The sequence below is a fragment of the Streptomyces sp. NPDC058401 genome (assembly GCF_042722885.1).
In the GTDB taxonomy this organism is placed as follows: Bacteria; Actinomycetota; Actinomycetes; order Streptomycetales; family Streptomycetaceae; genus Streptomyces.
In genome coordinates this window covers 15,174-38,395 of record NZ_JBHXKA010000076.1, presented here as the reverse complement: position 1 = coordinate 38,395, position 23,222 = coordinate 15,174, and the positions used below count along the sequence as shown (strand labels likewise).

Below are 23,222 nucleotides of genomic sequence, written 5' to 3'. Positions count from 1 at the left end.
TCGCGATGGCCTTCGGCCACCCTTGACCGACCGACCCACCCCGAAATGCCACAAGACTTCCGGGATCCCCCCGGGGAACGGCCGGGAGGGAGGAGGGGGAGGAGCGGGTCGGCTTCACATGCGTAGCCCTGCTCGGCTGGATGGGCATCCCTGCACCGCCCCGGCAGGACCGTGACCTCAGTCGGAATAGACGTGCGGGGCGGTCAGAGCGTCCAGGGGCGGGCGTCTGGGCACCCTTCCCGTGACCGTCGAGTGGCGCCCCGAGTGAGGGGGCGTTCTGCCGCCTCTCAGGGGCGGGGGGCGCGACAGATCGCTACGTGCTCCCGGTTGGATTGGCGGGTGCCGGCCGGCCGTGGTCGGGGAGGTTAGAGCCAGCCGCGTTGGGAGGCTTTGAGGCCGGCTTCGAAGCGGCTGGTTGCGTCCAGGCGTTCCATCAGGGCGGACATTTGGCGGCGTACGGTGCGCAGGGAGACTCCGAGGCGTTTGCCGGCGGCCTCGTCGGTGAGGCCGGAGGCGAGCAGTTTGAGGAGTTCGCGTTCGTTCTGCGTGATGCCGTCCTGGGGTGCTCGTGCGCGGGTTGCGCCGAGGGGGACGGCCGTGTCCCAGGTCTGTTCGAAGAGGGTGACGAGCGAGGCCACTATGCCGGGTGCGGTCGTACACAGTGCGCCTGAGCGGGAGTTGGCCGGGTCGATCGGGACGATGGCGGTGGTGCGGTCGAAGACCAGGAGGCGGGGTGGGAGGAGTGGGCTCGTGCGTACTTCGCCTCCGTTTTCGGTCGTCCACTGGGCGTAGGTGAAGGTGGCCAGGTCGTTCCTTGCGCTGTCCTGGTAGATGACGCGCATGTCGATGCCGCCGGCCAGGGCCTTCTCGTCGAGGATCCGGGAGGCGTCCAGGCTTGCCTGGGACTGGGCGCCTCCCGGTGCGATGGCGAGGCATTCGAGGGTCATCTCCTCGGTGAGTGCCTCCAGTCGGGACTGGATGGCGTCGAGTCCCACGAGGCGTTCGGTGCCGTCGGTCTCCGTGTTGGGCCGGAGGCCCGCGTACTCGGCGACCGCGCGGGCGGCGGCTGCCTTGCTCAGGTCCAGTGCGTGCCGGCGGCGGATCAGGTCCTCTTCCTGGCGGCGCAGCAGTTGTTCCAGGCCGGCTTCCGGGCTGACGGGGCGCAGCCTGCCGATGGTGTCCCGGGACGGTGTGAGCAGGCCGAGGTCGATGAGCTGGTCCAGGCAGTCCCTCACCTGGGACTCGGTGAGCCCCGTCTGCTGTGCGAGCTCGGCCACGGTGCCGGTGGGCCGCGTCAGCATCCCCCGGTAAACGGTCTCCAGTTGCGTATCAAGTCCCAACGCTTCGAGCACAGTTCAGCCCCCCGGCCGTGATGTGGGTGATCAACCCCGTCCGGTCGATCGTAATCGCCAGCGTGTCCTCATGGTGCCTGACTGCTTGATGCCATTCGTGATCTCTTCCGGCGGGGCGGACGGGTCAGCAGGATGGTGTTCACCGGCCGGGGGATGCGAATCCCACCCAAGGCCAGGGCCCGAGAGGCCGGCCGGTGCGGCGCGCTCCTTCCGTCAGAGATCCACGAATCCAGGGGAATCCATGTCTCGCTCCATGCGCTTGCTCGCTGCCGCCGGCCTCACCGTTCTTCTCTCCGCCACCGCCGCGGTCGCCTCCGTGGCCACGGCCGGACCGGGTGTCATCGGCTGGGATTCGGTCCAGGCGGCAGGCGTGGGTGCCCAGGTCATCGGTTGGGATTCCGCTCCGGCGGACCGTCAGGTCATCGGCTGGGACTGAGCCGGGTGCGGGTGATTCTGGGGCACCTGGCCCGAACAGCGGCCGACCCAGTCCCCGCGACCACGGTTCCGCTGATCCAGGATCTGCTCTGGGCGCACGCCAGGCCGTCCGATGGTCTGGAGCACGTACGGGTCCGAACTGCCGCCCACGGACTGGACATCTACCTCTTCGTCAGCGCCCCGACCGAGGCCTCGGCGATGGCACGGATGCGCGGCCTGTTCCAGCGCGTCGAGCAGCCGGTCGCCCGGCACGGTTTCGGCATCTGCCCGCGCTGACTTCCTGCACGACGGCGAAGCCGCGTGAGGGCTGGCGATTTAACTCGCCGCCCCCTTTCTCGTTCATCCCCCGTTCTTCACACACCCGGAGCCGTCATGCCCGCACGACCGATCCGACCCGCCTTCAGCGCCGTCTCGGTGGCCCTCGCCGTCTGCGCTGCGGCCATGGTCACCGCCGGCTGTGGCGCCGACTCGGGCCCGGACACCGCCGCCGCCCCGGCCACGGTGTCCCAGGCCGCGACCCAGCCGGCCCCGGTCCCCACGACGAGCGCTCCGCCGCCGGGCAAGGAGTCCGCCAAGCCGGAGGAGGGGCAGCCGGCCCCGGTGCCTGTCGGAAAGGCGGAGCCGGGGAAGGGCGATCCGGGCACGGCGCGCACGGTGGCCGTCAAGCCGGAGGGACTGGAGAAGCTGCCCGTCGAAAAGTCCCTCGGCTGGAAGCCCGACGGGGCCCTGAACAGCCAGGAGCTGCACGGGCAGAAGATCACGCTGAACGAGTGCGCGGCCGTATCGGGCGCCACGCTCTGGCAGCAGCAGGGCTACCTGAGTGCGGCCAGGAACGCCGCCGGCCAGCAGCTGTTCTCCTTCCCCGACGCCGCGTCCGCCAAGGGTGCGTACGACCGGCTCGTCGCCGACATGAACACCTGCCAGAGCACGTCTCGGGAGCTCCAGGCCCGTGAGGGCGTGCCGCAGGACGCCGTCGTGACCGCCACTGCCACCGCCGAGGACGGCGCCGCCTGGTCGCGGCACTGGACCGGAGACGGCGGCATGTCGGCCCGCGACGTACAGACCAACCACCTCTACGCCGTCCACCAGGGCGAGCACCTCACGCTCTTCCAGTTCGACGAGCTGGCCGAGCGCCCCGCACCGCCGCACGACACCGGCACCGACGCCGCCGTACTCGGCGCGCTCGCCGCCCAGAAGTGATCCCGCCTCGCGTCGGGAAAGGCCGATCTCAACTTTCTTCTTCAGGAGTCACGTTGTCCGTCAAGATCTCGACCTTCCGCACCACGAGCATCATCACCGCGGCCGTCGCGGCCTCGCTCGTCCTGTCCGTCCTTCCCGCCCAGGCCGACAGCCTCCAGGCCAACGGCGCCCCGGTCACCTCCACCGGCTCACTGGGCAACAACGCCGCCCCCGGCGGCAAGGTAACCCGCAGCCAGGCGATATCCAGGGCCCAGGTATGGGTGGACCAGCGGGTCCCCTACAGCACGAACGGCCTCGAAGCCCCGTACAGCTGGTGGGCCGACAGTAAAACCGGCGGCCGCTACCGACAGGACTGCTCCGGCTTCGTATCGATGGCCTGGCAGCTCAACTCCAGCCGCACCACCCTGACCCTGCCCGCCGTCTCCGAGAAGATCAACAAGACGGACCTGAAGCCCGGAGACGTCCTCAACAGCAACGATCACGTCGTCCTGTTCGCCGGCTGGCGCGACAAGGCCGCGGGCACCTTCAACTACTACCAGGAGAGCGGCGGCTCACGGCCGACGAACTACAACACCAACGGCAACCTGTACGCGGCAACCCTGTCGAGCCACCCCATGAGCAGCTACTCGGCACTCCGCTACGACAACATCGCCGAGGACACCGTGCCCGTGCCGACCCCCGCGTCGCGGGTGCACGTGGAGATCGTGGGTGCCGATGGTGGGATGCACAACACCGATGCCGATTACGAGGCGGGTCAGTGGACCGGGGCGTGGACCGCCATGGGCGGCAGCGCACTGAAGGGTCTGACGAGCGCGGTGACCGGCAACACGATGCACGTCTTCGCCCTGGGCTCGACGGGCCGCGTGTATACGAAGGACGCCAACTACACCACTGGCCAGTGGAGTTCTGGGTGGCAGGAAGTGCCCGGTGATTTCGAGGGTGCGACGGCGATCTCGGCCTCCGCGACCGGTAACCAGGTCCACCTGGAGGTTCTCGGTGCGGGCGGCACGATGCACAACACGGACGCGGACTACGGAACGGGCCAGTGGACCGGCGTCTGGGCGGACATGGGTGGCAGCGAGCTGAAGGCCCTGACGACCACGGTGACCGGCAGCACGATGCACGTCTACGCCGTGGGGGCCGGGGGTCAGGTCTTCACGAAGGACGCGAACTATGCGACCGGTCAGTGGTCGGGTTGGCAGTCCGTTCCGGGTGGCTTCGCGGGTGCGACGGCGATCTCGGCTTCCGGGATCGGCAACCAGGTCCACCTGGAGGTCGTGGGTGCGGACGGCTCGATGCACAACACGGACGCGGATTACGGAACGGGCCAGTGGACGGGCGTCTGGGCGGACATGGGCGGTACCGGCCTGAAGGCGCTGACGACGGCGGTGACGGACAAGACCATGCACGTCTACGCCGTCGGGGCCGGGGGCCAGGTCTTCACGAAGGACGCGAACTACGCCACCGGGCAGTGGAGTGCGGGTTGGCAGGAGGTCCCGGGCGGCGGGGCCGGTGCGACCGCCATCACCGCCTCCACCACCAAGTAACACCCCGGCAGGACAGGGGCATGACGCCCGGACGTCATGCCCCCGTCCCGCTCACGGCGCCGAGCCCCTTGGCCGGCACCCCGCCCCCGTCCTTGCGCCCAGGAAGTCGATTCCCTCATGAAGAACCACGCCCGACGCCTCCTCTCCATAGCCGTGATGACCGGCGCCCTCGCGGCACCGATGCTGGTCGCCGCAGGCCCCGCGCACGCACTGCTCCCCAACCGGTCCTGCGGAACCATTGCCGGCAGCGACAGCACGACCGCCGCGAACCTCAACAAGGTCCTCACGGGCAAACTGCGCAACGCGATGACCCCCTACCGCCTCTCCTGCGCGCGGGCCATAGCCGACGCCACCCACGCCCGAGGCCTACCGGACCGGGCCGCGGTCATAGCGATCACGACGGCCATCGTCGAGTCCGTGCTGGAGAACAACCCCAACAGGCTGGACCTCGACAGCGTGGGCCTCTTCCAGCAGCGGGACAGCTGGGGGACGTTCGAGCAGCGGCTCAACCCCGCTTGGTCCACCAACGCCTTCCTCAACGAGATGGTGCACCTCTATCCGAACAACTCCTGGCAGAGCCGGGAGATCGGTGTCGTCTGCCAGGCGGTCCAGCGTTCCGCGTACCCCTCCCGCTACCAGCCCGAGGCCGCCGACGCACAGCGGATCCTCAACGCGCTCGCCACCCCTCCCCCCGCGCCGACGCCCGCGTCGAGGGTGCACGTGGAGATCGTGGGTGCGGACGGTGGGATGCACAACACCGATGCCGACTACGCAACCGGTCAGTGGACCGGGACGTGGACCGCCATGGGCGGCAGTGCACTGAAGGCTCTGACGAGCGCGGTGACGGGCAACACCATGCACGTCTTCGCCCTGGGCTCGACGGGCCGCGTGTACACGAAGGACGCCAACTACACCACCGGTCAGTGGAGTTCCGGCTGGCAGGAGGTCCCGGGCGATTTCGAGGGTGCGACGGCGATCTCGGCCTCCGCGACCGGCAACCAGGTCCACCTGGAGGTTCTCGGTGCGGGCGGCACGATGCACAACACGGACGCGGACTACGGCACGGGCCAGTGGACGGGCGTCTGGGCCGACATGGGCGGCACCGGCCTGAAGGCCCTGACGACCACGGTGACGGACAAAACGATGCACGTGTACGCCGTCGGCTCCGGTGGCGAGGTCTTCACGAAGGACGCGAACTACGCCACCGGGCAGTGGAGTGCGGGCTGGCAGGAGGTCCCGGGCGGCGGGGCCGGTGCGACCGCGATCACCGCCTCCACCACCAAGTAGCAGCACCACCACCACATGGCACTCGGCCCGGTCGCCCCTACCGCATCGACGGTCGGGGCGACCGGGCTGTTCCGGCGGTGCCCGCAGGCTCGTAGGCGGCGGCGACCTTGAGGAGCCAGGCGATCTCCTCGCGCGGGGTGCGGCCCCCGGTGGTGCGGTCGAGGGTGGCGGGGAGTGCGGGGGCCGGCAGGCCCGAGGCCCGCTGTTGCACGGAGAGCCGGAGCCAGTGGGCTTCCGTTGCGGCCCGGTCCGTGTCGGGCGACTCGGAGGACTCCTCGGCGGGGGTGTCGTCGCGCAGGGCGAGGGCGGCGTCGCGGATGGCGAAGGCCCGGTGGGCCACGTCGAGGGAACGGTCGCCGAAGGCGAACAGCTCGCGGAAGCGGCTGGTCGCGGGGGTGCCCAGGACCACGTGCGGCACCGCCGTCACGAGGTCCGCCCACAGCGGGTGCAGGCGCCACAGCGCGTACTGGTCACGGAAGTAGCGGACCAGGGAGCGGGTCGGCGGAATGGATACGCCGAGGACGAGCAGCATCACGCTGACGGCGGGCAGCAGCTCGCATATCGGGTCCGTCAGAGGTACGGGATTGCCGTCGGCGTCGAGGATCGTGGAATCGCCCTCCCGCAGGACGAAGTAGATCCGGTAGAGGGTGTAGAGGACCCCGTTGGCCGTCGCGGCTGCCAGGCAGGTGACGCCGACCCGGAGCAGGCCGGGGGCCACGTTGCGGCGGTTCGACCAGAAGAGGACCGTCGCCTGTACGGAGGATGCGGCGTACACGGAGTAGAAGACGCCGAGGTAGAGCTGCACACCGGGGTGGCCGTAGTGGGCGTCGATGCCGTACGCGCCGGTGTAGTCGTGCGGCAGGACGAACACGAAGAGGGCCGTCAGGACGGCCATCGCGGTACCGGTGAAGATCAGCCTCCGGCGCGCGGCGCGCTCCTGACCGGGCCGCTTGTGGATCGCGTGGACGTAGTCGAGGAGAAAGGAGGCGGCCGCGACTCCGGCGAGGTGCTTGACGAGCAGGGTCACGTCGCCGATCCCGGTCACCGACTCCAGGAAGTCCGCGATCCGGGGCGGGCGGGTGCTGAGCCCGAGCGCACCCGCGAGGAAGGTGGCCCACAGCGCACGGTTCGCCCGGGTGGCGAACGCGGAGGGCGCACGCCAGATCACCACGCTCCAGGCGAGCAGGGGCATCAGCCATTCGAACAGCGGACGCATCAGCGCCTCCTCCAGCGGCGGGTACGGACCGGGTGCAACAGGCTCTCGGCCAGCCGGCTGGAGGCGGGATCGACCGGTTCGGCGGACCCGCAGCGGTCGGCCAGCAGGAGCGCGATCATCTCCGCCTCCTGCTCCTCGGCGGTGTCGTAGCTCGTACGGTTCGCGCCCATCACCTGGGCCACGGCTTCCGGCGTCAGATCGGGCAGCAGGGCAGCCAGGTGGGACAGTTCCAGGACGCCCGAATGGCCACACAGGACATGGCCGAGCTCATGGAGCTTGATGAGGTCCTGGTGCGCGGGGCTGGTGTGCTGCTCGTAGAAGACGACGTCGATGCTCGGCAGCGCGATCCACATGCCGCAGGGTGCGTCACGGCCCAGCACGGGCAAGGGCTCCATCACGATGGGCCGGCCGCGCCGCTGTTCGAGGGAGGCGCGGAAGCCTTCGACGGTGAACGGGCTCGGCAGGTCCAGGCCCGCGAGCACGGCCTCACAACGTTTGCGCAGACCTCGGGGAAGCGGCATGTCTGAAGGAACGTTTCTGTCGAGGCGGAAGGGGAGCAAAACCCACTGGTCGCACTCAAGAGCCATGGGTCGAACCACGCCCGGATTCATGCCTACCGGCACTGTCCTCAAGCTGTTTGAGCTTGTCGGCAAGGGCGACCAACATGTGAAGGCTGCCGTCCGACAGCCCCGAAGCCCGCTGGACGAGGCTGACCACCTCGGAGTTGCCCAAGGCCTGCCGCAGATCGCCGATCTTCTCCAGCCGCTCCAGCTGTTCGTCCACCACGGCGGCCTTCGAGTCGTCCACGAAGTAGCTCGCACCGGCCCGGATCCCGAAGCCGCGGCCGAGCCAGTCGAGCGTGTCCACGGTCGGGTTGGGGACCTGCCCCTTCTGGTTGATGCCGTGGTGCAGGTTGCGGATCGTGTCCTTCGAAATGACGTCACGCCCGGCCAACCGATTGATGCGCTCGGTCAGTTCCCGATAAGTCGGCGCCCGCCCACCCGCCTTGACCGCCTCACGGCCGATCAGCCGGTCCAACCGCTCAGCAATCCTCCGCGCACGATCCGCCGAACGCACAGGTCCCTCCGCACCACCGGCGACGCCGTGCTCCACCGAGTTCACCCATGCCCCCCATCAAGACCCCCACCGTACCGTCGGCCCACCACCCCCCGGTACGCCACCGACCCGCCACCGAACCGAACCAGCCACGGCCGCCCGGCACCCGCCAATCCGCCCGGGAGCACGTAGCGATCTGTCGCGCCCCCCGCCCCTGAGGGGCGGCAGAGCGTCCCCTCACTCGGGGCGCCACTCGACGGTCACGGGAAGGGTGCCCAGACGCCCGCCCCTGGATGCTCTGACCGCCCCGCACGTCTATTCCGACTGAGGTCACGGTCCTGCCGGGGCCGTGTCCAGATGCCCTCCGGCCGGAGAACGGCTGCGCATCTCAGACGAGGCCGCTCCTCTCCACTCTCCCTCCCGGCCGTTCCCCGGGGGGATCCCGGAAGTCTTGTGGCATTTCGGGGTGGGTCGGTCGGTCAAGGGTGGCCGAAGGCCATCGCGAAGCGACGCGACGAAGGAGCGCCCTTGAGGGACCGACCCGCACCGAAAGGACACTGGACTGCCGGGCTCCCCCCGGACCTTGTCGAAGCCAAGGACCAACCCGCAGCCCAACCCCCCCACCCCAACCCCCCCACCCCAGCCCCCCCACCCCCCTACCCCGCCTGCAACGCCAACGTCGGGGACAGCTTCGCTGCCCGGACGGCCGGGTAGAGGCCTGCCACCGTGCCGATGGCCAGGGTTGCTGCGAAGCCGCCGGTGACGGCCCAGAGGGGGACGACCCAGGGGAGGTCGCCGGCGCGGGCGTACACGGCGGTGGCTGCGCCGCCCAGCACGATGCCGGCCAGGCCGCCGAGGCCCGACAGGAGCAGGGACTCCGTGACGAACTGGATGCGGATCTGGCCCTTGGTGGCGCCCAGGGAGCGGCGCAGGCCGATCTCGTGGCGGCGTTCCAGCACCGAGATGATCATCGTGTTGGCCACCCCGACCCCGCCCACCAGCAGGGCGATGCCGCCCAGGCCGAGGAGGAGGGTGCTGAAGGCGCCCTCGGTGGCGGCCTTCGCCTGGAGGGCCGCCGAGGGGTCGGTGACCGCGACCGTGGCCGGGCTCTCGGGGTTGGCCGTCTTGGCGATGAGCCCGCGAACCTCCTGGACGCGGTCGTCGGCGGAGCGCTCGTAGACGGACGTGGGATGGCCGTCGAAGCCCAGGAGGCTCTGCGCGGCGTCCCAGCCGATGAGGGCCGAACGTTCGATCTCCGGGGCCAGCGGGATGGGATCCAGGATGCCGATGACGGTGAAGTACTGCCCGGCGATGAACACCTGTCCGCCCGGTCCCGTGATGCCCAGTCGCTCGGCGGTGACGTGCCCGAGCACCACGGACGGGTAGCGGCCCGTGGCGTCGTTGAGCCAGCTCCCGCTCTGCATCCGGGCCCGGAGGGTCTTCAGGAGGTCGCCCTGCGCCGCCTTGAGGGCGATGCCGCTGGTCTCCTCCTTGGGGATGTTCTCGCTACGGCGGACGGACTCCTTCACGTCGCCCGTCGTACCGACCGATTCGACCCCGTCGATCCGGGCGATCATGCCGGGGGCGTCCTTCGGCAGCTTGGTGTCCTGTCCGGAGAACATCGACGGGGCGGGTGTCGCGACCATCATGTTCGTGCCGAGCTTGTCGAGTTCCTGGAGCAGCTTGGCCTGGCTGGACGAGGAGATGCCGACGACCGCGATCATCGTCGCGATGCCGATGGCGATCCCGAGCGCGGACAGGAACACGCGCATGGGCCGCGAGCGCAGCCCCGCCGATCCGACGTGGAACACGTCCCGGGGCCCGAGCCGCGGAGGCGACAACTTGCGGGCCTTCTTCTCGGCGGCGCGCGCCGTCTTCTCGGCCGAGCGGGACTTCGTACGGGTACCGGACCCCATCACGCACCCACCCCCAGCGTGCCGGGGTTCCCCAGCGGGCCCGCGTTCCCCACCCGACCCAGGCCCCCCACCCCATCCGCGTTCCAGAAATCGGCCACGATCTCGCCGTCCCGGATGCGGACCTGGCGGGGCAGGCTCGCCGCGATCTCGTTGTCGTGGGTGATCACGGCGATGGTGGCCCCGTCCTGGTTGAGCTCGTGCAGCAGTTCCATCACCGACTCGCCGGACGCGGTGTCCAGGGCGCCCGTCGGTTCGTCGGCGAGCAGCAGGTCCGGTTCGCCCGCCACCGCGCGGGCGATCGCCACGCGCTGCTTCTGCCCGCCGGACAGTTCGTGCGGCCGGTGGTCCATGCGGTCGCCGAGGCCGACGCGCTCCAGGGCGCGTTCCGCCCGCCGGCCGCGCTCGGTGCGGGAGAGGCCGGAGTAGAGCAGTCCCTCGGCGACGTTGGCGCGGGCGCTGATGCCCGGTACCAGGTGGAAGGACTGGAACACGAAGCCGACGTGCCGGGAGCGCAGGGCGGACAGGGAGCGGTCGGAGAGGCTCGCGATGTCGTACCCGGCGATGGCGACGCGCCCGGCGGTCGGCCGGTCCAGCGTGCCGACGATGTGCAGGAGGGTGGACTTGCCGGAGCCCGACGGCCCGACGATGGCGAGGAGCTCGCCGTTGAGGACGGTCAGGTCGACTCCGCGCAGGGCCGCAACCCCGCCGGGGTACTCCTTGGTGACGCCGGCCAGTTCGACGACGGCGTGGGCGTGTTTGTTCATGACGCGGGGACTCCTACGAGCATGCCCTCCTTGAGGGCCTCCCCCTTCACCTCCACCCGGCCCTGGCCGAACATGCCGAGCTCGACCTTGACCTCGCGGACCTTGCCGTCCTCGACGACCTGGACCCCGAAGCCGCCTTCGGCGAGGGCGAGGAGCGAGTTGACCGGTACGGAGAGCACCCCCTTGCGGACCTCGCCCGTGAGGCTCACCGAGACCGGGGACTGGTCGGGGCCCGTGGCCTCGGCGGGGTTGTCGAGGACGACCTCGACGTCGACCTTCGGCTTCTTGTCACCGCCGCCGCCCCCGCCCCCGCCGCCGCCCGAGGACGGGTCGTCGCCGTTGGCGGTGGCGCCGACCGAACTGATCTTGCCCTGGGCGGTGCCGCCGCCGGGCAGGCTCACGGTCACCGGGTCGCCGGTCTTGACCTTGCCCGCCTTGGCCACATCGAGCTGCATGCGGACCATCCGCTCGGTGCCGGTCAGGGTCATGACGGGCTTGCCGACGGAGGCCTCGTCGCCGACGGCCATGTCGTTCTTCTGGATCCGCTGGGGTCCGGAGGCGAAGGCGATGTCGCCCTTGCCGACCTCGCCGGTCTCCTTCACCTTGTGGGACTTCTGCCAGCGTTTGACCGCGGTGGCCGTGCCGTCGGTGAAGGTGCCGTCCGTGGTGTCCAGGCCGGTGCCGAAGCCCAGTGCCTGGAGGTTCTGCTTGAGCTGCTTGACGTCCTCGCCCTTGTCCCCGGACTTCAGGGACCGGTACATGGGGGTGGAGCCGTACATCAGACGCACCGGCTTGCCGTTGACCTCGTAGAGCTTGCCGTCACGCTCGACGGACGAGCCGACGGGCGCCACCCAGGTCAGGGTCGCGGAACCGGAACCGCCTGAGCCCGCACCACCAGCACCCGCCGCACCACCGGCACCTCCCACACCACCAGCCCCCGCAGCCCCGCCCGCCCCGCCGCCGGCGTCCGCGCCCACCGCGTTGAGCTTGCGCTCCTTCGTGAAGCCGAGCGTCCCGTCGACCTTGAACCCGGAGCTCAGGTCGCCGCGCTTGACCGGCTCCGTGGCCCCCGGCAGCCCGTCCGTGCGGTCCTGCTTCGCGTTGCCGCCGCCCGAGTCGCCCTGGGCGACCACCGCGTACCCGCCGCCCGTGACGGCGAGCACCACGGCCAGTGAGCCCAGGACCCACTTCCTGCCCTTGCTCACTTGTCCTCGCTGCACTTGTTGAGCTGGGCCATGAAGGCGTCCTTGTCGGCGCCCTCGGGTATCGAGAACCCGGTCCGGGCGTTTCCGTTGAACTCCGGGTCCGGCATGTCGAAGCCGTTGTCCCGCATGCACTTGGCCTGCTTGAGGGCCTTGTCCTTGTCCGCCTGCGACATCTCGCCGCCGGAGCCGGGACCACTCATCCCGCACTTCTCCATGGCCTTCTTCACGACCTCCTGGTCCGCGCCCGCGCCCAGCGTCATACCTCGGGGGTCCTCGCCGGGCTTCGGGTCGGGGGCGTCGACGCCGTTGTCGCGCAGGCACTTGCGCATCTTGAGGGCGTTGTCGGCGTCCGCGCCACCACCGCTGCCGCTGCCGCCCGTGGCGCTCGAGTTCGAGGAGTCCTTGTTCTCGTCCTTCTTTCCGTCCGAGCCGCCGGCGCCGCCCGTGCACGCGGTGACGAAGAGGGTGAGGCCGGTGAGGAGCGCGGCCGTGGTCATGGTCGTGGATCGCTTCATGGGCCCGAGACTGCGCGAACAGCGGGTTTCGCTTCTCTAACGGCTCGTGCTTACAACGGCGAAATGCGCCACTCCGGTAAAGAGGACGCCATGCGAGTTCTGGTGGTGGAGGACGAGGAGTTCCTGCGGGAGATGATCGCCGAGGGGCTGCGCGGCGACGCCCTGGCCGTGGACGAGGCGGCCGACGGCCTGGAGGCCCTGAGCCGCCTGCGCCTGGGCGCGTACGACGTCCTGATCCTCGACCGGGACCTGCCCGGCCTGCACGGCGACGAGGTCTGCCGCCAGGTGGTGCGCGAGCGCCTGCTGACCCGTGTCCTGATGCTGACGGCCTCCGGGACCGTACGGGACCGGGTGGAGGGCCTCGGCCTCGGCGCCGACGACTACCTCACCAAGCCCTTCGCCTACGACGAGCTGCTCGCCCGGGTCCTGGCGCTGGGGCGGCGCGCCCAGCCGGCGCTGCCGCCGGTGCTGGAGCGGGCGGGGGTGGCCGTGGACGTCGCGCGGCGCACCGCCACCCGCGAGGGGCACAGGCTGGCGCTCTCCCGGAAGGAGTTCGCCGTCCTGGAGTCGCTGCTGCGTGCCGAGGGCGCGGTCCTCAGCAACGACGACCTGATCGAGCAGGTGTGGGAGGAGGACACCTCGTACAGCACCAACGCGGTACGGGTGACCCTGAGCAAGCTGCGCGCGAAGCTGGGGGAGCCGCCGCTGATCGAGACGGTCCCGGGTGCCGGATACCGGATCGGTGATCCACGATGAGAGCAGTGCTCCAATCCGAGCGCGCCCGTCTCACCGTCCTCTACGGGTCCCTGCTGCTCCTCGCGGGCGGCGGCCTCATCGCGCTGATCAACGTCCTGCTCCGCAACGGCCTCTACAGCCGCATCAGCGGAGCCGTCACCACCACCACCTACGTCCCGGCCGTCCAGGGCACCCCGCCGCCGCCCTCGGTCCCGGGCCGGCGGCTGCCGGTCCCCGCCGAGAGCCTCGGCTCCGGCGCCACCCCCACCCCCGAACAGCTCGAACAGTGGCAGGCCACCCGCAACCTGACCGCCGCCGTCGAGCAGGCCACCCTCCACGAGCTGCTCGTCGTCTCCCTCGTCGCCCTCGCCGTCTTCGCCGTCCTGTCCATCTGGCTCGCCTGGTGGATGGCCGGCCGCGTCCTGCGCCCCGTCGGCGTGATCACCGAGACGGCCCGGCGGCTGTCCGGCGCCAACCTCCACGAGCGGATCGGCCTCCGGGCCCCGCCCGGCGAACTCAAGCGGCTCGCGGACACCTTCGACGGGATGCTCGACCGGATGGAGGACCTCGTCGGGGCGCAGCGCCGGTTCGCCGCGAACGCCGCCCACGAGCTGCGCACCCCGCTCGCCGTCCAGCGGGCGGCCGCCGAGATCGGGCTGGCGGGGGACCCGCCGCCGCAGAAGGTGGCCAGGATCCGCTCGAAGCTGATCGAGGTCGCGGATTCCAGTCAGCACCTCGTGGAGTCGCTGCTCCTGCTCGCCGTCTCGGAGGAGGGTCTGGACACGAAGGAGCCGGTGGACCTGTCGGGGGTCGTGGAGGCGGAGCTGGCGGCCGTCGGGGCGACGGTCCCTCAGGACCTGCTCGTCGTACGGGACCTCGCGCCGCTGACCGTCGCGGGCGACGGGACCCTCCTCGGGCACCTCGTACGGAACCTGCTGGCCAATGCCGTACGTCACAACCGCGCGGGCGGCCGCCTGGAGGTGACGGTGTCCCAGGAGGGGGTGCTGACGGTCTCCAACACCGGTCCGGTGATCGATCCGGCGGACGTGCCGCGGCTGCTGGAGCCCTTCCGGCGGCGGGCGGAACGGCGGCATACGGCGGGCGAGGGCGCCGGGTTGGGGCTTTCGATCGTCGCCTCGATCGCGCGGGCGCACGGCGCGGAACTGACGGCGCGCGCCAACCCGGCGCCGGGCGGCGGGTTGATGGTCCGGGTCTGGTTCCCGGCCGGTGTGCCCGGCGCGCCACCCGCCGGGGAAACGCCGGGCGCTTGACCGGTCAACAAAAATGAAGATCGGCTGTGTACGGTCGGGTCAATGAGCAAGCACGCCCGAGCCGGCTCCCGCGCGCCCCGTCCGCCCCGTACGCCCGGTACGTCCCGCCCGACCCGGCGCTCCGGCGTCGGTGGCAGGCGGCGCGCCGACGGCGCACCCCGGGGTTCCCGCGGCTCGCGCCCGCTGGCCTTCGCGGCCGCCCTGGGGCTGCTCGGCTTCGGCGCGGGCTGGGTGTACCTGGCCCACGACCCGCCGGCCAACGCCGCGGCACGCACCGCCGCCGACGCCCGGCCGCCGGCCGAGCAGCGGGCCGCGCGGGCGGCCGAACGCGACCCGCTCCAGGGCCTGCCCGAGGTCAGCGAGCAGACCCGGGCGAAGATCCCCGCGGATGCCCGCCAGCTCATCCTGGTCACGGGCAGGGCGAGGGACTCCTCGGAGTCCACCGCCGCCTTCTACACCCGCCCGGCGGCCGGCGCCGACTGGGCGAAGAGCGACAGCTGGCCCGCGCGCAACGGGGCCAAGGGCTGGTCCACGGAGCGTACGTACGGGGACCTGACCTCCCCGGAGGGCGTGTTCGCGCTGACCGACGCGGGCGGGCTGCTGGCGAAGCCGCCGGGCACGAAGTTCCCGTACGACCAGGACGGCTCCTTCGTGGCGACCGGCCTCGGGGTCAACGGGGAGTCGCTGCGCGGCTCCTTCGACTATGTCGTCGCCATCGACTTCAACCGCAAGCCGGGTGTGAGTCCGCTCGACCCGACGAAGCCCGAGGGCGAGGAGAAGGGCGGCAACATCTGGCTCCACGTGGACCACGACGGCCCCTCGCAGGGCTGCGTGGGCATCCCCAAGGCCGCGATGCAGAAGGTCCTGGAGACCCTCGACCCGGCGGCGAAGCCGGTCATCGTGATGGGCCCGCAGGGCTTCTGACCCCGGGCCTCGCGGGCACGGGCGGGCGCGGGCGGGGGCCCGGGGCACACGGACCCGGACCCCGACCCCGCCCCGGGCTCCGGCCTCAGCCGGTGGCGGTCACAGCTTCCTTCGCCGACCCGTCCGCCGCCGGACGTGCGCCACCGCGCACCCCGCCCGCCGGGTTCTTGATCAGCAGCGCGATGTACGCGAGGTCGAACACCGAGCACAGCACGCCCAGGCCGAGCACGAGCGGGGAGTGCTCCAGGACGCCGAAGAGGAAGGCCGCCGAGAGCGTGCCGATCCACTTGGCGATCGCGATGGTGAGGGACTGGCCCTGCGGGCCGCCGCGGCTCACGTACAGGGCGATGAAGAGTCCGGACATCAGCAGGTTCTGCAGGAACGCCGAGTAGTGGCTGCCGTCCTGCGAGCCGAACTGGGCGATGAACAGGAGCTGCACGACGAAGGCGCTCGCGAAGAGGACCGCGCTCCAGACGAGGAACAGCGGCTGGGTGACGAAGCCGGGCAGCTCGGACCGGCCCCAGCGCAGGTAGGTGTAGATGATGACGACATCGGCGACGGCCCACAGCGCGTTGATGACGACCTGGGTCGTGTCAGCGGCTCCGCTGAAGCCCACGACGGCGTAGATCGCCTCCCACGCGAAGTTCAGCGCGAGGACCCCGACGGGTATCGCGTACGTCTTGTCCCGCAGTCCCACCCGTATCGCCTCGACGTACACGACCGTCCATGCAAGCCCACCGACCAGGGCCAAAAGCTCTTTCACGCGTTCCCCACCATTCGTACCGTCCGGAGGCCCGCACTGGGGACCTCCGCACCCGGCGCCTGACACCCTCCTGTGCGCCGCGGATGCCGCCATTGTCACCCGGGGTCCGGACCGGGTCGCCGTCTTCGCGCCTACCCCTTGCCTGACGACCCGTCAGCTACGACGATGGCCCCCGCACCGGTATGACGAATCGGCAGTCGAGGACGAGGCGGGTACGGCCCATGGCGCGCGTGTTTCCGGAAGGTCGGCTGGTCTACGGGATGCAGCTCCCGATCCAGTCGCAGAGCACCATCTACGCCGAGCCCTGGGAGGCGACGGCCGGCGCGGCCGACCTCGCGGCGGTCGCCCGGGCGGCCGACCGGGCCGGCTTCGGCTACGTCGCCACCTGCGACCACGTGGCCATCCCGCGGCACATGGCGGGCCCCATGAGCACCATCTGGTACGACCCGATCGCCACCCTCTCCTTCCTGGCCGGGATCACCGAGAACGTGCGGCTGCTCAGCCACGTCGCGATCCTCGGCCTGCGCCATCCGCTGCTCAGCGCCAAGCAGTACGCCACCGTCGACCACCTCTCCGGCGGCCGGCTGATCCTCGGTGTCGGCGCCGGGCACGTGAAGGAGGAGTTCGAGGTGCTCGGCGTGGACTTCGCGCGCCGCGGCGCCGTCCTCGACGAGACCCTCGACGCGCTGCGCGCCGCCCTCGGCCCCGAGGAGTACCCGGAGTTCGAGGGCGAGCTGTTCTCCTTCAAGGACCTCGGGCAGCTGCCCCGCCCCGTCCAGTCCCGGATCCCCGTCTGGGTGGGCGGCTCCTCGCCCGCCGCCGTCCGCCGGGCCGCCGTGCGCGGCGACGGCTGGCTGCCGCAGGGCGACCCGCTCGACAAGCTCCCGGCGCAGATCGCCCGGATCAAGGAGCTCCGCGCCGAGGCCGGGGTCACCGGCCCCGTGGAGTTCGGCGCGATCACCGCACCGCTGTACATCGGCGAGCCCGGCTGGGACACCGGCCGGCGGACCCTCACCGGGAAGGCGGAGGCGCTCGCCGAGTCGCTGCGCGCGTACAAGGCGATCGGCATCGACCAGATCCAGGTCCGCTTCCGCAACCGCGACCGGGCCGAACTCATCGACCAGATCACCGCTTTCGGGTCCGAAGTGGGCCCTCTCCTCAACGACTAGCGACCTAGGTAGGGGTACGGCATGGGCAAGCTGGACGGACGCGTCGTCATCATCACGGGTGCCGCGCGCGGCCAGGGCGAGCAGGAGGCCCGGCTCTTCGCCGCGGAGGGGGCCAAGGTGCTCCTGGGTGACGTGCTGGACGAGCAGGGCGCGGCGGTCGCGAAGGAGATCGGCGAGGACCGGGCCCGGTACGTACGGATGGACGTGAGCCGGGAGGAGGACTGGGCGACCGCCATCGCGGCGGCGAAGGAGGCCTTCGGCCCGGTGAACGGCCTGGTCAACAATGCGGGCATCCTGCGCTTCAACGAGCTGACCGCGACCCCGCTGGAGGAGTTCCAGCACGTGGTCCAGGTCAACCAGGTCGGGGCGTTCCTCGGCATCAAGTCGGTGGCCCCCGAGATCGAGGCGGCCGGCGGCGGCACGATCGTCAACACCTCCTCGTACACGGGCCTGACGGGCATGGCGTACGTGGGCACGTACGCGGCGACCAAGGCGGCGATCCTGGGCCTGACCCGGGTGGCCGCGCTGGAGCTCGCCGCGAAGAACATCCGGGTCAACGCGATGTGCCCGGGGGCCGTGGACACCGCGATGGCCACCCCCGGGAACACGAATCCGGCGGACCTCCCGCAGGAGGCCCGGGACGCCATGGCGGAGCTCTACGCGCGCGTGGTGCCGATGGGCCGGGTGGGGCAGCCCGAGGAGATAGCCAAGCTGGCGCTGTTCCTGACCAGCGAGGACTCCTCGTACATCACCGGCCAGCCCTTCGTGATCGACGGGGGCTGGATGGCGGGCGTCAGCATCGGCTAGCTCGCCCCGCGGTCCCTTCCGACCGTATCTGATGGAGCGTCAGGTATTGACGCTCACGCCCTCGCGATGGAACAGTCGTGACATCGAATCTGACGCAACGTCAGAAACAGAAGGACGGTGAATCCCCTTGGAATTCGGGCTCTTTGTGCAGGGATACGTGCCTGAGGCACGGTCCAAGGTCGACCCCGAGGCAGAGCACAAGGCGCTGATCGAGGAGACCGAGTACGTCATCCAGGCGGACAAGTCCGGGTTCAAGTACGCCTGGGCCTCCGAGCACCACTTCCTGGAGGAGTACTCGCACCTTTCGGCGAACGAGGTGTTCCTCGGGTACCTCGCTCACGCCACCGAGCGCATCCACCTCGGCTCGGGCATCTTCAACCCGCTCGCCCCGGTCAACCACCCGGTCAAGGTGGCCGAGAAGGTCGCCATGCTCGACCACCTCTCCAAGGGGCGCTTCGAGTTCGGCACCGGCCGCGGCGCCGGCAGCCACGAGATCCTCGGCTTCCTCCCCGGCATCGAGAGCATGGACGGGACCAAGGAGATCTGGGAGGAGACCATCGCCGAGTTCCCCAAGATGTTCCTCCAGGAGGAGTACGAGGGGTTCCAGGGCAAGCACTGGTCGCTCCCGCCGCGCAAGATCTTCCCCAAGCCGTACGGCAAGGGCCACCCGGCCATGTGGTACGCCGCCGGCTCCCCGGCCTCGTACGCCATGGCGGCCAAGAAGGGCCTCGGCGTCCTCGGCTTCAGCGTCCAGAAGGTCTCCGACATGGCCTGGGTGCTGGACCAGTACAAGACGGCCATCCAGGAGGCGAAGGCCATCGGCGCCTTCGTCAACGACAACGTCATGGTCACCTCGACCGCGATCTGCGCCGAGACCCACGACAAGGCCGTCGAGATCGCCGTCAACGCCAACATGAACCGCTTCCAGTCGCTGGTCTTCCGCTACCACGACACCTTCCCGCGGCCCGAGATCATCCCCGAGTGGCCCGAGATCCTCCCCGAGTACAACGCGGAGATCGTCGAGCTCCTCATCGAGGAGGAACTGCTCATCTGCGGCGACCCCTCCGAGGTCCGCGCCCAGTGCAAGCGCTGGGAGGAGGCCGGCGCCGACCAGCTCTCCTTCGGCCTGCCGACCGGTGTCTCGCCCGAGGACACGATGACCACCATCAAGCTCATCGGCGAGCACGTCATCCCGCACATCGACACCGACCCGGTGCACCGCACCACGCGCTTCCGCGACGCCGTCTGACCCGGCGGGGGAACTCGGGGCGGCGTCTTCCCGGACCGCCGTCCCGGAACCGGCCCCGGCCGGAGCCATGCCGAGGCCGCGGCCGGCCCGGCGGACTCCGTCCGGGGCCCCTGCCTGCGGCCGCCCCGGCGGCCCAGGCCCCGGGCAACGCCCGCGCACGTGCGGCACCGCTGCCGGGGACCAGCCCCCGGACCCCTGCTCCTCGAACGCCGGCCAAATCCAGCCCCTCCGGCGTTTGAGGAGCGGGGTCCGGGGCGGAGCCCCAGGAGACGGCGCGCAACGCGAACACCGGCAGAGAGGACGTCATGCTCGACCACCTGATCAAGGGCGCCACCGTCGTGGACGGAACCGGCGCCCCGGCCCGCGTGGCCGACGTAGGGATACGCGACGGCCGCATCGCCGTCATCGCCGAGCCCGGCACCGTGACCGAAGAGGCCACCACCACCGAGGACGCGACGGGCCTCGTCCTGACCCCCGGGTTCATCGACCCCCACACGCACTACGACGCCCAGCTCTTCTGGGACCCGTACGCGACCCCCTCCATGAACCACGGAGTGACCACCGTCGCGGGCGGCAACTGCGGATTCACCCTGGCCCCGCTCAACCCGGCCCGCCCGGAAGACGCCGACTACACCCGCCGCATGATGAGCAAGGTCGAGGGCATGGCCCTGGCCGCGCTCGAAGAGGGCGTCGACTGGACCTGGTCCACCTTCGGCGAGTACCTCGGCGCGCTCGACGGCCGCATCGCCGTCAACGCCGGTTTCATGGTCGGCCACTGCGCGCTGCGCCGGCACGTCATGGGCGAGGACGCCGTCGGCGGGCAGCCGAGCGAAGAGCAGATGCAGCAGATGCTCGACCTGTTCCACGACGCCATGAACGCCGGCGCCTGGGGCCTGTCGACCACCCAGTCCTCCACCCACTCCGACGGCTCCGGAGCCCCCGTCGCCTCCCGGCACGCCAGGCCCGAGGAGCTGCTCGCGCTCTCCCGGGCGGTCTCCGAGCACGAGGGCACCCAGCTCGAAGCGATCGTCGCGGGCTGCCTCGACCAGTTCGCCGACGAGGAGATCGACCTCTTCGTCGAGATGAGCGCGGCGGCCGGCCGGCCCCTGAACTGGAACGTGCTGACCATCGACGCCTCCGTACCCGAGCGCGTGCCGCGCCAGCTGATCCCCAGCGAGCGCGCCCGCAAGGCCGGCGGCCGCATCGTCGCGCTGACGATGCCGATCCTGACCCCCATGAACATGTCGCTGGGCACCTTCTGCGCCCTCAACCTCATCCCCGGCTGGGGCGACATCCTGGGCCTGCCCGTCCCCGAACGCATCGCGAAGCTGCGCGACGCCGACGTGCGCGCCGAGATGCTGGTCCGCGCCGCCTCCAAGGAGGCCGGGGTCTTCCGGCGGCTGGCCAACTTCGGCCGCTACGTCATCGGCGACACCTACAGCGAGGCGAACGCGGGCCTGTCGGGCCGCGTGGTCAACGACATCGCGGCCGAGCGCGGCCAGGACGCCTTCCACTGCCTGGTGGAGATCTGCGCCAACGACGACCTGCGTACGGTGCTCTGGCCCATGCCGACCGACAATGACCCGGCGAGCTGGGCGCTGCGCGCCGAGACCTGGCAGCACGAGGACGTCATGCTCGGCGGCTCCGACGCCGGCGCCCACCTGGACCGCATGTGCGGGGCCCCGTACACGACCCGGTTCCTCGGGGACTGCCTGCGCGGCCGCAAGCTGGTGCCGCTGGAGCAGGCGGTACGGATGCTCACCGACGACCCGGCCCAGCTCTTCGGGCTGCGCGAGCGCGGCCGGATCACCGAGGGCTTCCACGCGGACCTGGTGCTCTTCGACCCGGAGCGGATCGAGGCCGGACCGGCGACGCTCGTGCACGACCTGCCGGGGGACAGCCCGCGGCTGGACGCGCGGGCGATCGGCATGGTGTCCGTACGCGTCAACGGCGTGGAGACCATCCGCGACGACGAGATCACGGGGGCGATCCCCGGGATCGTGCTCCGTTCGGGCCGTGACACGAGGACGGTGAGCACCAGGTGACCGCTCAGGACGCTCCGCACGCTCAGGACGCTCCGCAGAAGCTCTACATCGGCGGCGAGTGGGTCGAGCCGGCGGGCGGGCACTACGAGGTGGTCAACCCGGCGGACGAATCCGTCGTCGGCCTGGCCCCCGAGGCCTCGCGCGCACAGGTCGAGGACGCGGCGCGCGCCGCCGCGGCGGCCTTCGAGGGCTGGTCCCGGACGAGGCCGGAGGAGCGGGCCGCGATCCTGGACCGGGCCGCGGACATCATCCAGCGCGCGTACGAGCCCTGGGCGGCGCTGGCCCAGGCCGAGACGGGCGCCCCCACCGGGATCGCGCGCGGCATGCAGGTCGGGGTGGGCGTGGCCCGCTTCCGCCGGTACGCGAAGGGCGCGCTGGAACCGGTCGAGCGCGGGCTGCCGCCGCAGGTCACCGACGCGGGACCGATGGGCGCCGCGAGCATCCTCGGCGCGCTGGAGGTGCGCCAGCCGGTCGGGGTCGTCACCTGCATCACCTCCTACAACAACCCGTGGGCCAATCCGGCGGGCAAGGTGGCCCCGGCGCTGGCCATGGGCAACACCGTGGTGGTCAAGCCGGCCCCGCAGGATCCGCTGTCGGTGTTCCGGATGGCCGAGGCGCTGCACGAGGCCGGGGTCCCGGCGGGCGTGGTGAACGTGGTCTCCGGCACCTCGGTGGAGGTCGGCGAGGCGGCCGTGGACTCCCCGGACGTGGACATGGTGTCCTTCACCGGCTCCACGGGCGTCGGGCAGCGCATCGCCGAGGTCTGCGGCCGCACGATGAAGCGGCAGCTGATGGAGCTGGGCGGCAAGGGCGCGGCGATCGTCCTCGCGGACGCCGACCTGGACGCGGCGGTGATGGGGATCGGCACCACCTTCTCCTTCTACTCCGGGCAGATCTGCACGGCTCCGACCCGGGTGATCGTCCACCGCTCGGTGTACGAGCAGCTGGTGGAGAAGCTGCAGGGCTACCTGGCCTTCATGAAGGTCGGGGACCCGTCGGTGCGCGGCACCGTGGTGGGCCCGGTCATCTCGGCGGCGCACCGGGACCGCGTGGAGTCGTACGTCGAGCTGGGGAAGAAGGAGGGCGCCCGGATCGCCTTCGGCGGCGAGCGCCCGGTGGTGGGTACAGAGGGGAAGGGCTTCTACGTGGCTCCGACCCTGCTCGTCGACTGCACGAACGACATGCGGGTGGTCCGGGAGGAGATCTTCGGGCCGGTGGTCGTGGTCGTCCCCTTCGACGGGGACGAGGAAGAAGCGGTGGCGCTGGCCAACGACAGCGATTTCGGCCTGATCAGCTACGTGTGGTCCGCGGACGCGGCGCGCGCCTTCCGGGTGGGGCGGCGGCTGCGGGCGGGCGGGGTCGGTGTGAACACCATCGGGCGCAACATGGAGGCGCCCTTCGGCGGCTTCAAGCGCTCGGGGGTCGGCCGGGACGTGGGCTCGTACGCACTGCACGCGTACAGCGAGATGCAGTCGATCGTCTGGGCGGGTTGAGGCACTGACGCGGGAGGACCGGGCGGCGGACGCCCCGCCCGGTCCGGCCCGCGGCGCCGGGCGCCGCGGGCCCGGCAAGATCCGGAAGGGGCGGTCTAGTTGTCCACGTAGGAGTCGGTGAGGACGCAGCCCTTCACCAGGCCGGACTCCAGGTCGATGATCATGTGCACGGCAAACCGCCCAGGGGTGGTGACCGCGGTCACACGGGAAAGTTTGAAAGGGTGTAAAAGGGTCACTCCTGCGGTTTCCGCATACCGGAACGCAATGTCCGGG

Annotated in this window: 22 protein-coding genes; 13 read left to right on the top strand and 9 right to left on the bottom strand. The window is 70.9% G+C overall.

Annotated features, from left to right (window positions below; all coding sequences use genetic code 11):
- Positions 1 to 365: 365 nt before the first annotated feature.
- Entirely contained in the window at positions 366 to 1,301 is a 936-nt protein-coding gene (locus ACFWNV_RS25515; protein ID WP_383951341.1) for a LuxR C-terminal-related transcriptional regulator, read from the bottom strand.
- 304 nt (positions 1,302 to 1,605) lie between these two features.
- Here ACFWNV_RS25515 and ACFWNV_RS25510 point away from each other — a divergent pair, with 304 nt between their 5' ends.
- From ACFWNV_RS25510 to ACFWNV_RS25490, 5 genes are all read left to right on the top strand, one after another.
- Positions 1,606 to 1,788: a hypothetical protein gene (locus ACFWNV_RS25510; protein ID WP_383951338.1), complete on the top strand. Its 183-nt coding sequence runs from the start codon at positions 1,606 to 1,608 to the stop codon at positions 1,786 to 1,788.
- Positions 1,789 to 1,793: 5 nt separating this feature from the next.
- Positions 1,794 to 2,063, top strand: coding sequence for a hypothetical protein (locus tag ACFWNV_RS25505; RefSeq protein ID WP_383951335.1), 270 nt, complete (start codon positions 1,794 to 1,796; stop codon positions 2,061 to 2,063).
- Between the two features lie 96 nt (positions 2,064 to 2,159).
- Entirely contained in the window at positions 2,160 to 2,987 is an 828-nt protein-coding gene (locus ACFWNV_RS25500; protein WP_383951332.1) for a hypothetical protein, read from the top strand.
- A 53-nt stretch (positions 2,988 to 3,040) separates the two neighbouring features.
- Entirely contained in the window at positions 3,041 to 4,534 is a 1,494-nt protein-coding gene (locus tag ACFWNV_RS25495; RefSeq protein WP_383951330.1) for a hypothetical protein, read from the top strand.
- Positions 4,535 to 4,651: 117 nt separating this feature from the next.
- Positions 4,652 to 5,821: a hypothetical protein gene (locus ACFWNV_RS25490; protein WP_383951327.1), complete on the top strand. Its 1,170-nt coding sequence runs from the start codon at positions 4,652 to 4,654 to the stop codon at positions 5,819 to 5,821.
- A gap of 37 nt (positions 5,822 to 5,858) precedes the next feature.
- Here ACFWNV_RS25490 and ACFWNV_RS25485 read toward each other — a convergent pair whose 3' ends face one another.
- The 7 genes from ACFWNV_RS25485 to ACFWNV_RS25455 all read right to left on the bottom strand — a co-directional run bounded on the left by ACFWNV_RS25485 (position 5,859) and on the right by ACFWNV_RS25455 (position 12,493).
- Positions 5,859 to 7,037: an MAB_1171c family putative transporter gene (locus ACFWNV_RS25485; protein WP_383951325.1), complete on the bottom strand. Its 1,179-nt coding sequence runs from the start codon at positions 7,035 to 7,037 to the stop codon at positions 5,859 to 5,861.
- Entirely contained in the window at positions 7,037 to 7,558 is a 522-nt protein-coding gene (locus ACFWNV_RS25480; RefSeq protein WP_383951322.1) for a hypothetical protein, read from the bottom strand. The genes ACFWNV_RS25485 and ACFWNV_RS25480 overlap by 1 nt, the downstream gene beginning before the upstream one ends.
- A gap of 55 nt (positions 7,559 to 7,613) precedes the next feature.
- Positions 7,614 to 8,159 carry a hypothetical protein gene (locus tag ACFWNV_RS25475; RefSeq protein ID WP_383951320.1) on the bottom strand — a complete coding sequence of 182 codons (546 nt, stop codon included), beginning with the start codon at positions 8,157 to 8,159 and terminating at the stop codon, positions 7,614 to 7,616.
- A gap of 590 nt (positions 8,160 to 8,749) precedes the next feature.
- A complete protein-coding gene (locus tag ACFWNV_RS25470) occupies positions 8,750 to 10,009 on the bottom strand; it encodes an ABC transporter permease (RefSeq protein ID WP_383951347.1) in 1,260 nt (419 codons plus the stop codon).
- A complete protein-coding gene (locus ACFWNV_RS25465) occupies positions 10,009 to 10,773 on the bottom strand; it encodes an ABC transporter ATP-binding protein (RefSeq protein WP_383951317.1) in 765 nt (254 codons plus the stop codon). Before ACFWNV_RS25465 ends, ACFWNV_RS25470 begins: the two co-directional genes overlap by 1 nt.
- Complete coding sequence (locus tag ACFWNV_RS25460) at positions 10,770 to 11,978, bottom strand: peptidoglycan-binding protein (RefSeq protein ID WP_383951314.1); 1,209 nt, start codon at positions 11,976 to 11,978, stop codon at positions 10,770 to 10,772. Before ACFWNV_RS25460 ends, ACFWNV_RS25465 begins: the two co-directional genes overlap by 4 nt.
- Complete coding sequence (locus ACFWNV_RS25455; RefSeq protein ID WP_383951311.1) at positions 11,975 to 12,493, bottom strand: hypothetical protein; 519 nt, start codon at positions 12,491 to 12,493, stop codon at positions 11,975 to 11,977. Before ACFWNV_RS25455 ends, ACFWNV_RS25460 begins: the two co-directional genes overlap by 4 nt.
- Before the next feature lie 90 nt (positions 12,494 to 12,583).
- On the opposite strand from ACFWNV_RS25455, the gene ACFWNV_RS25450 reads away from it, so the two are divergent.
- Genes ACFWNV_RS25450 through ACFWNV_RS25440 form a run of 3 tightly spaced genes read left to right on the top strand, consistent with a single transcriptional unit; the run spans position 12,584 to position 15,423 of the window.
- Entirely contained in the window at positions 12,584 to 13,249 is a 666-nt protein-coding gene (locus ACFWNV_RS25450; RefSeq protein ID WP_383951308.1) for a response regulator transcription factor, read from the top strand.
- Between the two features lie 5 nt (positions 13,250 to 13,254).
- Positions 13,255 to 14,499: a sensor histidine kinase gene (locus tag ACFWNV_RS25445; protein ID WP_383951305.1), complete on the top strand. Its 1,245-nt coding sequence runs from the start codon at positions 13,255 to 13,257 to the stop codon at positions 14,497 to 14,499.
- 42 nt (positions 14,500 to 14,541) lie between these two features.
- On the top strand, positions 14,542 to 15,423 hold the full coding sequence (locus ACFWNV_RS25440) for a hypothetical protein (RefSeq protein ID WP_383951303.1): 882 nt from the start codon (positions 14,542 to 14,544) through the stop codon (positions 15,421 to 15,423).
- Positions 15,424 to 15,508: 85 nt separating this feature from the next.
- Here ACFWNV_RS25440 and ACFWNV_RS25435 read toward each other — a convergent pair whose 3' ends face one another.
- A complete protein-coding gene (locus ACFWNV_RS25435) occupies positions 15,509 to 16,186 on the bottom strand; it encodes a hypothetical protein (protein ID WP_383951300.1) in 678 nt (225 codons plus the stop codon).
- A gap of 221 nt (positions 16,187 to 16,407) precedes the next feature.
- Here ACFWNV_RS25435 and ACFWNV_RS25430 point away from each other — a divergent pair, with 221 nt between their 5' ends.
- The 5 genes from ACFWNV_RS25430 to ACFWNV_RS25410 all read left to right on the top strand — a co-directional run bounded on the left by ACFWNV_RS25430 (position 16,408) and on the right by ACFWNV_RS25410 (position 22,949).
- Complete coding sequence (locus ACFWNV_RS25430) at positions 16,408 to 17,355, top strand: LLM class F420-dependent oxidoreductase (protein WP_383951298.1); 948 nt, start codon at positions 16,408 to 16,410, stop codon at positions 17,353 to 17,355.
- A gap of 21 nt (positions 17,356 to 17,376) precedes the next feature.
- Positions 17,377 to 18,162, top strand: coding sequence for an SDR family NAD(P)-dependent oxidoreductase (locus ACFWNV_RS25425; RefSeq protein ID WP_383951295.1), 786 nt, complete (start codon positions 17,377 to 17,379; stop codon positions 18,160 to 18,162).
- 127 nt (positions 18,163 to 18,289) lie between these two features.
- A complete protein-coding gene (locus ACFWNV_RS25420) occupies positions 18,290 to 19,411 on the top strand; it encodes an LLM class flavin-dependent oxidoreductase (RefSeq protein WP_383951292.1) in 1,122 nt (373 codons plus the stop codon).
- A 305-nt stretch (positions 19,412 to 19,716) separates the two neighbouring features.
- A complete protein-coding gene (locus ACFWNV_RS25415) occupies positions 19,717 to 21,456 on the top strand; it encodes an amidohydrolase family protein (RefSeq protein WP_383951290.1) in 1,740 nt (579 codons plus the stop codon).
- The gene (locus ACFWNV_RS25410) at positions 21,453 to 22,949 is read left to right on the top strand and encodes an aldehyde dehydrogenase family protein (protein WP_383951288.1); all 1,497 of its coding nucleotides are present in this window, start codon (positions 21,453 to 21,455) and stop codon (positions 22,947 to 22,949) included. The genes ACFWNV_RS25415 and ACFWNV_RS25410 overlap by 4 nt, the downstream gene beginning before the upstream one ends.
- Positions 22,950 to 23,222: the final 273 nt, after the last annotated feature.